This window comes from Pseudomonas sp. GW823-FHT02C02, assembly GCF_058797635.1.
On the sequence record NZ_JBXAJV010000024.1, the window covers coordinates 39,630 to 51,087 of the forward strand.

Annotated in this window: 9 protein-coding genes and 2 pseudogenes; 8 read left to right on the forward strand and 3 right to left on the reverse strand. The window is 55.8% G+C overall.

Annotation, left to right across the window (positions count from 1 at the left end):
- Positions 1-6: 6 nt before the first annotated feature.
- From AC1ROI_RS30675 to AC1ROI_RS30705, 7 genes and pseudogenes are all read left to right on the forward strand, one after another.
- Positions 7-675, forward strand: a complete 669-nt coding sequence (locus tag AC1ROI_RS30675) for an ABC transporter ATP-binding protein (protein ID WP_102594869.1) — start codon at positions 7-9, stop codon at positions 673-675.
- A 1-nt stretch (position 676) separates the two neighbouring features.
- On the forward strand, positions 677-3,148 hold the full coding sequence (locus AC1ROI_RS30680) for an ABC transporter permease (protein ID WP_102594868.1): 2,472 nt from the start codon (positions 677-679) through the stop codon (positions 3,146-3,148).
- A complete protein-coding gene (locus tag AC1ROI_RS30685; RefSeq protein WP_102594867.1) occupies positions 3,138-4,193 on the forward strand; it encodes a lipocalin-like domain-containing protein in 1,056 nt (351 codons plus the stop codon). The genes AC1ROI_RS30680 and AC1ROI_RS30685 overlap by 11 nt, the downstream gene beginning before the upstream one ends.
- 62 nt (positions 4,194-4,255) lie before the next feature.
- Entirely contained in the window at positions 4,256-4,498 is a 243-nt protein-coding gene (locus AC1ROI_RS30690; RefSeq protein WP_102594866.1) for a hypothetical protein, read from the forward strand.
- A gap of 11 nt (positions 4,499-4,509) precedes the next feature.
- Entirely contained in the window at positions 4,510-4,683 is a 174-nt protein-coding gene (locus tag AC1ROI_RS30695) for a hypothetical protein (RefSeq protein WP_010455603.1), read from the forward strand.
- 86 nt (positions 4,684-4,769) lie between these two features.
- Positions 4,770-5,348, forward strand: coding sequence for a hypothetical protein (locus tag AC1ROI_RS30700; protein WP_102594865.1), 579 nt, complete (start codon positions 4,770-4,772; stop codon positions 5,346-5,348).
- 313 nt (positions 5,349-5,661) lie between these two features.
- Positions 5,662-6,296: pseudogene (locus AC1ROI_RS30705) on the forward strand (VanW family protein); the annotation flags it as partial.
- Positions 6,297-6,395: 99 nt separating this feature from the next.
- Here the strand turns inward: AC1ROI_RS30705 and AC1ROI_RS30710 are convergent.
- Positions 6,396-6,893, reverse strand: coding sequence for a hypothetical protein (locus tag AC1ROI_RS30710; protein ID WP_027921338.1), 498 nt, complete (start codon positions 6,891-6,893; stop codon positions 6,396-6,398).
- Between the two features lie 419 nt (positions 6,894-7,312).
- Positions 7,313-7,797, reverse strand: a pseudogene (gene tssI / locus AC1ROI_RS30715) (type VI secretion system tip protein TssI/VgrG); the annotation flags it as partial.
- Between the two features lie 98 nt (positions 7,798-7,895).
- On the opposite strand from tssI, the gene AC1ROI_RS30720 reads away from it, so the two are divergent.
- The gene (locus AC1ROI_RS30720) at positions 7,896-8,888 is read left to right on the forward strand and encodes a formylglycine-generating enzyme family protein (RefSeq protein ID WP_256580190.1); all 993 of its coding nucleotides are present in this window, start codon (positions 7,896-7,898) and stop codon (positions 8,886-8,888) included.
- Positions 8,889-8,935: 47 nt separating this feature from the next.
- Here the strand turns inward: AC1ROI_RS30720 and AC1ROI_RS30725 are convergent, their stop codons facing one another.
- On the reverse strand, positions 8,936-11,443 hold the full coding sequence (locus AC1ROI_RS30725; RefSeq protein ID WP_102595871.1) for a LysM peptidoglycan-binding domain-containing protein: 2,508 nt from the start codon (positions 11,441-11,443) through the stop codon (positions 8,936-8,938).
- Between the last annotated feature and the right edge of the window lie 15 nt (positions 11,444-11,458).

An 11,458-nucleotide genomic window follows, 5' to 3' on the forward strand; every position in this document is an offset into this window, starting at 1 on the left:
CCCTTCATGCTTCAGGTCCAAGGCGTCTTTAAAAGCTACGCCACTCCGCAAGGTCCTTTGCCGGTGCTGCAAGGTGTCGACCTGACATTGAAACCCGGCAGCAGCCTGGCGCTGATGGGTGAGTCGGGCAGTGGCAAGAGCACCTTGCTGCACTTGATCGCCGGCCTCGACAAGGTCGATCGCGGCAGCATTCAAAGCGGCGAGCATCGGCTGGACCAGATGAACGAAGGGCAGCTGGCGAACTGGCGACGGACTGAAATCGGCCTGGTGTTCCAGCAGTTCAACCTGATCGGCAGCTTGCGGGTCGAGGACAATCTGGCTTTTCAGGCACGCCTGGCCGGGCGGCATGATCCGGGCTGGCAGGCGCACCTGGTGCAGCGGCTGGGCTTGAGTGATTTGCTGCGGCGTTACCCGGAGCAGCTCTCCGGTGGGCAACAGCAGCGAGTCGCTTTGGGCCGCGCCCTGGCGTCGAAGCCCAAATTGTTGCTGGCCGACGAGCCCACCGGCAGCCTCGATGAAGCCACCAGCGATGAAGTGTTGAAGTTGTTGCTGGAATTGCTCGACGACAGTCCGACCACCTTGTTGATGGTCACGCATAGTCATCGCGTTGCCGCACGGCTGGCGGAGAAAGTGGTGCTGCATCGCGGCCGTCTGGCTGGCGCGGGCGAACACTGAGGTGCGCGTCTTTCGCGAAACGCTGCGGGCGTTGCTCAGCCATTGGTGGCAGCACCCGGTGCAATTTTTCAGTGTGCTGACCGGGCTCTGGCTCGCCACCAGCCTGCTGACCGGTGTAGAGGCGCTGAACAGCCAGGCACGTGAAAGTTATGCGCGAGCCAGTCAGTTGATCGGCGGTGAACCGCAGGCCAGCCTCAGTGCGCCCAGTGGCGCGACCTTTTCCCAGCAAGTGTTTGTCGACCTGCGTCGCGCGGGCTGGCCGGTCTCGCCCGTGCTGCAAGGGCGGGTGACGCTCAAGGGCCATGAGGAACAACGTCTGCAGCTGATGGGCATCGAACCGGTGTCGTTGCCGGCCGGCTCGGCGGTGGCGGGGCGGTCGTTGGCGATCGAGCAGATTGTCGAATTTTTCACCCCGCCGGGCCGCACCTGGATCTCGCCGCAGACCTTGCAGACGTTGGGTCTGTACGAAGGTGAACAGCCAGTGAACTCTAATGGCGAGATTCTGCCACCGCTGCACGTCCAAACCGATATGGCCCCCGGCATGTTGCTGGTGGACATCGGCTTCGCCCAGCAGATTCTCGGCCTGCCGGAGCAACTGTCGCGCCTGTTGTTGCCCAAGGATTTCAGCGCCGCACTGCCCGATCAATACAAAGGCCAGTTGCAGCTCAAAACCAGCGGTGAAGAAAACAATCTCTCGCGGCTGACGGAAAGCTTTCACTTGAACCTCGATGCCTTGGGTTTTCTGTCCTTCGTGGTCGGCCTGTTCATCGTTCACGCCGCAATCGGGCTGGCGCTGGAGCAACGTCGAGGCTTGCTCAGAACCCTGCGCGCCTGTGGGGTCAGCGCCCGAATGTTGATCACCTGTCTGGTGGTTGAACTCGGAGCACTGGCGATGATCGGCGGTATTGCCGGCGTCGCCAGCGGCTACCTGCTGGCCAGCGTATTGTTGCCGGACGTGGCCGCCAGCCTGCGCGGTTTGTACGGCGCCGAAGTGGCGGGGCAGTTGAGCCTCAGTCCGTGGTGGTGGTTCAGCGGGGTGGGCTTGAGCCTGCTGGGTGCGCTGCTGGCCGGGGCCAACAGTCTGCTGCGGGCGGCGCGCCTGCCGTTGCTGGCCCTGGCCGACCCGCAAGCCTGGCATCAGGCTCACGCGCGCTGGTTACGGCGTCAGGGTTGGGTCGCGGCACTGGCCGTTGTCATCACGCTTATCGCCTTGTTCCGGGGGGACAGCCTGGCCAGTGGTTTTGTGCTGATGGCAGCTCTGCTGATCGGGGCCGCACTGGCCTTGCCGGTGGTGCTGAATCTGGTCTTGAACCTGGCACTGAGCCGCAGTCATTCGGTGCTCGGCCAATGGTTTCTCGCCGACTGCCGTCAGCAACTGCCGGCGCTGAGCCTGGCGCTGATGGCGCTGCTGTTGGCGCTGGCGGCGAACATCGGTGCCGGCAGTATGACCGCCGGTTTTCGCCAGACCTTCAACGACTGGCTCGAACAACGCCTGACCGCCGAGCTTTACGTCAATCCGCAAAACCCGGCCCAGTCCCGAGAGCTGCACAGCTGGCTCAAACAGCAACCTTCATTGACTGCCGTGCTGCCCAACTGGCAGGTATCGATCCAGCTGCAAGGCTGGCCGGCGGATATCTTCGGCGTGATCGATCACCCGACCTATCGCCAGCATTGGCCGCTGCTGGAAGCCTTGGGCGACAATCCCTGGGACCGCTTGGCCAAGGACGATGCGCTGATGCTCAGCGAACAACTGGCCCGCCGGTTGAAGGTGCGGCTCGGCGATCATTTGACCATCCCCACACCGGGCGGCCCGTGGTCACCTCGGATCGTCGGGATTTACGCCGACTACGGCAATCCCAAGGGGCACCTTCTGGTGAACGCCAACCATTTGCTGCGCGGGTGGCCGCAGCTCACGCCCAATCGTTTCAACCTGCGCATCGAGCCCGCGTTGATTGCGCCATTCCTCAAAACGCTGCAAAGCCGTTTTACCCTGGACGACAGTCGTATCGTCGATCAGGCGCGCCTCAAGGGCTGGTCCACGCAGGTGTTTGAACGCACCTTCGCCGCCACCGCCGCGCTCAACAGCCTGACCCTGGCCGTCGCCGGTGTGGCGTTGTTCATCAGCCTGCTGACGCAGAGCCAGAGCCGCCTCGGCCAACTCGCGCCGCTGTGGGCGCTGGGCGTGACGCGCCGGCAATTGATGCTGCTCAACCTCGGACAAACCTGGCTGCTGGCGGTGCTGACGCTGGTGCTGGCATTGCCGTTGGGGATCGCGTTGGCGTGGTGCCTGGACACGGTGATCAACGTGCAAGCGTTTGGCTGGCGATTGCCGTTGCGGGTGTTTCCGTTGCAGCTGCTGCAATTGATGGGGCTGGCGTTGCTCGCAACGTTACTGGCGTCGGCGTGGCCGCTGTATTCGCTGTACCGCACACAACCGGCAGACCTGCTGAGGACGTTCGCGCATGAGGATTAAGGTCGGCGTGTTGCTATTGGTTTTGTTGAGCGGCTGCGACAACCCCGCGCCTGACGAGAAAGGCTTCGCAGGTCTGGGTGGTGACGCCTCCGTATTCACACCGGTAGTGCCCGGGCGAGAATTCAGCTTCCCGGCAGATCACGGTCCTCACGATGGCTTTCGCATCGAATGGTGGTACGTCACTGCCAATCTCAAGGACGATCAGGGCCGCGAGTTCGGCGTGCAATGGACGTTGTTTCGCAGCGCGTTGAAAGCTGTCCCGGAGCAGTCGGGTTGGGGCAATCAGACCATTTGGCTGGGGCACGCAGCCGTGACGTCGGCAACGGCCCATCACGCGGCCGAACGTTACGCCCGTGGTGGCGTGGGTCAGGCGGGGGTGAGTCTCGCACCGTTCAATGCCTGGATCGACGATTGGCGCTTCAGCAGTCAGGGGGCCGATGCCTTGGCGGACCTGCAACTCAGCGCGCGGGACAAGGGCTTCAGCTACCAACTGCGGCTAACGTCCACCCGCCCGCTGGTGCTTCAGGGTGACAAGGGTTTCAGTCAGAAATCCGAACAAGGGCAGGCGTCGTATTACTACAGCCAACCGTTTTTCCAGGCCAGCGGCGCGCTGGAAATCGACGGCAAGACGTATCAGGTCAGCGGTCCGGCCTGGCTCGATCGCGAGTGGAGCAGTCAGCCACTGACTGCGAACCAGACAGGATGGGACTGGTTTTCGCTGCACCTGGACAGCGGCGAACAGGTCATGCTTTATCGCATGCGGCAAAAGGACGGCGCGCCTTACCTCACAGGCACGTGGATCGATGCTCAAGGCCAGGCTCAGTCATTGCACGCCTCGGACATCAGCCTCACACCGCAAGACACCGCCAAAGTCGCCGGGCGTGAAATGCCGGTGCGCTGGGCGATCAAAATCCCGGCCAAACACCTCGACATCTCCATCACCGCCCTCAATCCCAACGCCTGGATGGATTTGCGCATTCCTTACTGGGAAGGCCCCGTGCAATTCAACGGCGGCACGGGTTATCTGGAAATGACCGGGTATTGAGTCGGAACTCTCGGTTCGGCGACGGCCTCCTAAGTTAACAAGCCCATTCAATGGAGCCCGTCATGAGCGAAGACCTCAAGCCACCTGACCTCGATGCCTGGCAGCGCCTGTTCGAAGACAAGGCCTACTGGCAGCAATCCCCCGACGCCCACTACAGCGAACTGCTGCGGGTGGCCGACGACTTGCTGGGGCAGGGCGCCATTGACCTGGAACAGTGGCAGACCTTCAAGGCCAAGGCCGAGCAATCCCACAAAGACTCGCCCGCGGTGAACGTTGCACAAGAAGTCGATGATCCCGAAGCCTGAGGAGAACCACCATGAAACCCCAATCCCCCGACACCGCCGAACACCCTGACGAACCGCGACCACCCGGCGAAGTCGAACGCGACAACGATGCCCTGCGCCCCACCGATCCGACCCGGCGCAAGGAAAGCGGCAAGGGCACGCAAAGCGGTGAATCCACCGCGCAAGAAACTGCAAAAAATCCCTGAACTGCGTCTATGCTGAGTTGCACAGTCGGCGCTGACCCTCGGGCCAGAGCCGTCTGCTGCCACCCAATCACAGGGAAAGTATGCTTATGAAACTCCACGCACTGACGAAAGCCATCACCCTCGCTACCTTGCTGTCTGCCGCCAGCCTTGGCGCCATGGCTGCGGATATTCCGCTGTCTGCCGTTGTGGAAGCGGATCAAGTCACCACCAAAGTCGTCTCGGTCGACGCGGCTAATCACCGGGTTGTCCTGGAAGGGCCGGAAGGTCGTCAGGTTCATGTACAGCTGACCGATAAGGCGAAAAACCTCGGTAATCTGAAAGTCGGCGATCAAGTCGACATCAAGGTCACCAGTTCCGTCGCCGCCCACCTCGACACCGATGTCGACAAAGGCTTGCCAGGCACTGTCGAGCGCACAGGCGAAGTCCGTGCCGCCCCCGGCAGCGACAACCCGGGCGGCGAAGCCTACCGTCAGGTGCAGGTTCAGCTGAAAATCACCAAAATCGACTTGAAGAAAAACCAGCTGACCTTTGAAAATCCTGCTGGCCAGTCCAAGACCATCGACGTTGTCCGGCCCGAAGTTCAAGCAAAATTGAAAGACCTGAAAGTTGGACAGAGTGTCGTCGTGACCTACACCGATATCCTCACAGTGACCAGCAAACACTGAAGTTGAGTATTAGCTCTATATATTGATTGTTCTCGTACAGTTTTTTTGTATAAGAACAATCAGTTTTAATGGTCGAACTGGTGAGTTTTTGTTGTCGTACAAATAATATTTAAGATGACATTTAATTAATGTTGTATCGATAAATTTCATGATTATGTATGCGGACAACTTCGCCAACTTCCATTAAAATACTTCCCGTTCGCCCAGTGGCAAGGCTCTTTACCAGTGCATGGATTGCCGAGGCCATTACACTGGGCGAACACCTCCCGGGTGCGATACGCACCTGCAGCAATACATCAACGCCGAATCCTGCTTGCCGTTTCGCTACCTCAAACACACCTCCAAGCTGACCCGTAAACTCGGCAACTCCGATATTTTGCGCTGCAACACAACAAAGTCATCAACCTCAAACAGGCCGTGTCATCAATTACGGCATAGTCATCGCGTCGGGTGAATACTTTTCCCTCTGCCGCCCGGTCGGCCGACTGACCCGCAAACGCGGTTACGTCGAAGGTATGGACCTGTCATTTGGTAGCCATTCAGTCGCCGCTTTTAGTGGTGGAGCGGTCAAACCACAGCTTCGATCGGTTTCCTGTTGACGGTCGGGTACTGCCATTCGGTTTAGGGGCGGCGATTTTTTATAATTACGTTGATCTGGTACTGCATACCCGACGGAGCGGCATTTTCAGTTGAAGTTGAACGTGGGCGAGCAGCAGTTGGAAGGGGAATTGTTGTGTGATCGGGTGCGGGGGGGGTTGGTATCACATTTATCAGGTTGGGCATCGGTTTTTGCGCGAGGGTGGGCGGGTGTTTCGGGGGAATGAGATTTGGCGGGAGGTGCGGAGTAAAGGGCAGGGGAGTGAGGTGTTGGGGAATGAGCGGCTTTATAGGAATTGGGTGGTTGTTAAGTGTGAGGTTGGGGAGAGTTTGTTGGTGGTGAATGGATGAAAAACGGGTGATCTCAAAATTGCCCGTTTTTTTTGAAGACAATAGAGCTTTGGGGATTACTGAAGCACGGGTCGATAGGGTTGAGCAAGTACACCCGGATCAATTCCTGAAGTAAAGCTCATCCAGTTGCCGTTTCCGAATCCGCAGATATTCCTCCCATACCTTAGGGAAATCTTCATCTTTAGTGAGGGGGAAGGTCAGATAAATGTACTTGCCTTTAACACTTATATACTCGCGTGCACGTTTGAAGGCTGGTTGTTCGTACATCGAGATGCTTTCATCGTATCCGTCATGGCTGTGGGAGATGCTTACCCTGTGCGGAGCGATCATACCTCGCGCAAAGTCAATCACCCATCCTTGATCCAGCCCAGTGCTCAAATAGCCGAAAACACCATCGTTTGAGAGTCGAATGCATGTTTTCGCCTGAGCACCATCGTCATCGTTGACGACAATGATCTTGTCTCTGAAGTACTGGATTTTTCGCTGATCCGGTCCCTGCAGAACCAGATTCCAGCCTTCAGCTGACATGCGAAATTCCCCCTGATTCTCGAACTCTGCAATCCAGCCGTTTGAAAGACTGATCTGGTGTTTATTCATGAGAGGCCCTGCTTGTTTGATTTATAGGGTAGATGTACTGCGAGTGGTGACTGTCTAACTTTCCTGATTTTTCGGGATCTTGGCGTTTTGTGGTTACGGAAAGTCAGAGAGCCAAGTCAGACATTGGGCTGGCTTATCGGTATCGTCCATCCAAGCCGATTCTCTCTTGTCCAGCTCTGTAATTGTTCCCGCCGCACTAGCTCGATAACAAATCATCCAACCATTGCGTCCTTCATTGACGATCAGATAGGTTGCTCCATGGCCTTCGACAGTCAACGACCAATAACCGAAAAATGCGCTGGTCCGAGAATTCGATTACGGTGAACCCGGCACGCTTAACCGCATTGAAAAGAATACGATATAAAAACCAAAGATTTACAAATGCTTTCATTCGAACAACGGCTTCAAAAACTAAAAAAGACGCGCAGCCAGCAGCTGGTCTTGTCGTCAGCCTGGCCTTCGCGGTCCCAGTGGAATTGCACTTTGACGCGGCCGTACTGATCGCAGTGGATCTCTTCACCCTTGGGCCCGGTGACCACGGCGCTTTGGCTGCCGAGGATGCGCGGTTTCTTTTGCGTCAGCGGCGGACGGTTCGGCACGTCCGATGGGGTGGCCTGGAAAGCGGTTGCGATAACCCTGGTGGAAATCGCCCCTTGAGGCTGGTGGTGTCGCTGGTGACCGATTCTTCCAGCACCTGCGGCTGTTTGCCTTCGTGCAGGACTTCGGTCTGCAGCCAAAGGTCGTTCCATTTGGCTTTCGGGTGTTGGGTCAGGGCCAGGAAATGGCCGCTGACCAGCAACGGCTGATCGCTTTTGCCTTCGGCCAGCTGGAAGTCGCTGCGGTGGCGTTCCAGGTTGCGCTTGGCCAGGTGTTTGCCGCGCTCTCGGTCGATGAAACAGCCTGGTAAATACCGAGATATTGAAAGGCTTTGTGCGGGACTTTGTTGTGCGGGCAGGGGATGTTAATGTTCGGTCTCTGTTGCATTTTATAAGGATATTTCCAGTGCTACGTCAGCTCGTACTTGCCCTGCCAGCCATGATGTTTTTAGTCGGTTGCGAGGCGGAATCCGGTCCTTTGCCTACCAGCAAGAGTCTTGCACCAGAGAAAGTCTCCACCATCGCTGCCACCATTGCGAAGACTTACCCTCATCTTTCCAGCGAACTGCGCGGGAAGGTGCTCAACACCGTCGTGCAGTCCATCGACAATATGGTGTTTGTCGAGGGTGGACAGTTTGATATGGGGGACTTTGGCTGGATTTGTGAATATGATGAAAAGGATGTGTGTACCTGGCCCTGCGGGCAAGACCCCAAGCAGCTTTGTAACATTAGCAGAGATGGGAATGATGATTTTGTACATCCAGTCAAGCTAAGTAGCTACTATTTTTCTAAGTTTCAGACTAGGTTGATTGATTTTGACTTGTATTTTGCCGCGATGGGACAACCATTGTTTGATGCTGAAGATCGAGAGCGCGAAGACTTAAAGTATCTATATGCGCCTGATCTTCCAGCGCCCACCAAAAGTTGGCAAGAAGCAAAAGATTATTGTCTTTGGATTGGCCGGTTAAGTGGGTATCCAGTTGATTTGCCGACAGAGGCGCAATGGGAGTATGCGGCGCGTAGTCGTGGTCAGCATGTACTGTATCCCACTGATAATGGTAGTTTAAACTTTGGACGTAATTTTCCAGCTAAAAGTACAGGAAATACATATGCGGTTGATAGTTTTACTCCCAATCCGCTAGGTATATATAATATGTCTGGAAATGCTACAGATTGGGTTAGCGACTGGTACGGGAAGGATTATTATCAGCATTCTCCATTGGAGAATCCACGGGGTCCTGAACTTGGTACTCAGAGGGTCCGGCGTGGGTCAAATTATCCTGAGGGACCTATAGCTGCAGCTCCAGTTGTTCGGCGCTGGGCTGATGCCCCATCAAAAGATGCTAACTATCCAGGAACCAGTTTTCGTTGTGCTATACAATCGGATAAGTCTTTATAGTATCCGGAGTAGGGGGCACCAAGGGTGCCCCTACTGGTCGTCTGTCTTTAAGCTAATCCGTCAAATAAGTTACTACGTCGAGCAGCTACTAAAACATTTTCTTTGCGCCACGGTAAACCTGGTGTCCAAGCCAGCATTCCCTTAGGTTGAGCGGATGAATTGGTACTTATTGCTAACGAACCGATAAAACGGTTGAATTCTCGTTGTTCGCTTCCGTCTAGAAGAGCATTTAGACGGTCTAAACTATGTATTGCGTTTACTTTGCTGCCATTTTTAGAACAGTGCTCCAACACCTCGATGAAGTGACGCCAACTTCGCAAATGTGACAGCAACAAGACAACAGCTTTTTCCTGATTCTCCGCCCAGCTTTCAACAAAGCTCTCCGTTAATAAATAAAGCATGGGGCCAAGGGTTTCTGGCGGCATCATTTGGAGTGGGATTTTTTTACCATTAACATTGACGAATTGATTACTAAGCAAATATGTCGCAAGGTTTTGAGCTTCTTCCTTTGTAGCCTTTCGTCTCAGCCACCAACGTTCCATGCTATCGAAACCTTCTACGAAAGCTTTTCCAGCTGCTTCCCCCGGATGTGTTGCAACATGAAATAACCCCTTGGCCATGTAGCTAAACGCTTCTTCCGTCACTGCCAGCTGATAATGAAAGTCTGCTTTCGACAATGCACTGCAAAAAATAAATGCAAGATTCCCTACCTGTTCCAAATCTACTGCTGTACCAAATCCACCGCCGGCACCCGGACCAAATACCAGGCTGGCCTTGCAGTTGATTGCCAAGCGATCTGCATTGATCTCAATACCGAAATCAAAACCCGCTCCAATGCCAAGCGCCACATTGCCTTCAGCCTTGACCTCAACTAGACTCGCCCAGTCTGTACTGCCACTATCATTCGCCTGTCCCGCGACAATTTTGCCGCCCCCTTGCTTGGCCGGATCAAGCCACTTCAACGTTCCGGTCACTGTGCCGCCACCTTGTACACCGGCGAAGGCGGTGCCCTTCAAACCAACGCTGCCTCCGCGCTTTTTATCCACCGCCATGCTCGGTGTGCTGAGCAACGCTGTAGCCCCCGACGCTTCAACTTCTTTGGGTTTATATTGCGCTTTGACGCCAGCCTGACCTTGGGCTGTCGCCCCGGCGAAACACGATAGCTCCACTTTTCCGTCGAGACGGAAAATGCCGATGTCACTCACCACTTCTTTGCCTTCGGCATTGCGGTAAGGCATCCGCACCACGTAACCGCCCTGATCGGGGAAGAAACTCTTGAGCGCAACAGAGCCTTCCGCCAGCGAGATCGCTGCACTGCCTTTCACGCCCACTTCGATGTTGCCTTTACCGGGCTCCCAGCTGTTGATGCCGGCGCTGGCGGTGGCGGCGAAACGGAAGGCGTGAGCTTCGGCGGAGACGGCGTATTTCGCGGAGTCTGCCTGATTGGAAGTCCAGGAGCATTCTTTGTGCAGGGCATTAAGCAGGTTGTCGTCTTTGCTCGTCCAGCTCGTAAACTTGGCTTCCAGACTACCCAGGGGGCTGGTTTTTCGGCTTTCATTGACGGCGGACTTGATGTCCTTGAACAGCTCTTTAGCCAGGTTTTTATCGAGTGGCTTGCCCTGCATTACCTTCGTGCTGACCTTCACTTTCCAGTCAAGTTGTTCCCGGTAACTCATCGGTATGTAGTGCCGGCGACTTGGGTCGCTGAACGAGATGACTTCGATAACGGTAATGCCCGTTTTTACTTGTCGACCCTTTTGGCTTTCGGTGGCTTTTCCCTTGCCATGCTTGATGTCCGGCGCAGCGCTGTTGGCGCTGGTGGAACTGTCGCCGGCTTCGGCCTTTCCTTGCGCTGCGATCTTGGTTCGCAGGGATTCAATCTCGGCGTTCAGTTCGAGTACTTTTTTGGCTTGCAGCTGTTTCCAGTTACTCTCCAGATAATTGCCTTCAAATGTTGCCTTGGGCTCATACCGCTGGTACCAGTCACGTGCCTGCTGCACCGTTGCCAACTGTCCCTGCAAGTCTTCTTTACGAGTTATGGTGGCGGTCGCTTTTTTTTCCGGCGGTGGCTCTGAGCGCTGTACCAACCCGGCATCTTCAGCCTTGACGTTCCAGGCGTCTTTGACACATCGCGAGCAGGCGCAACAGGTCTGAGGATTTGATGCCTTGGTGCATTTACTCGCTTCGGTGGCTTTGGCCAGGTTCTGGTGCAGCTCGTCCATGAGTTTCTGGACGAGGTCAGTCTGTGTTTTGAGTGCTTTCGACTCTTTTTCCGTCAGAATATAAAAAGTGTCTTCACCGGTGATATGCACCACGTCCACCAGTTCGTCCTTGCATTGAGCTTCGCCCTTGACACTGGTGGTGCTCTGGTTGTCCGCATGCTTGGGCGGCGGCAACACTTTAGTGGCTGGTAGCTGCAACACCCAACCGGCTTTGATGTGGTTGGGGTCGGTAATAATGGGGTTAAGTGCCCGTAGATCCGCCACAGAGCATTTGTTTGCGCTGGCAATATTGCCGAGGATATCGCCGCTTTTGACGGTATAGGTGTTGCTCATTACTCATCGTCCTTG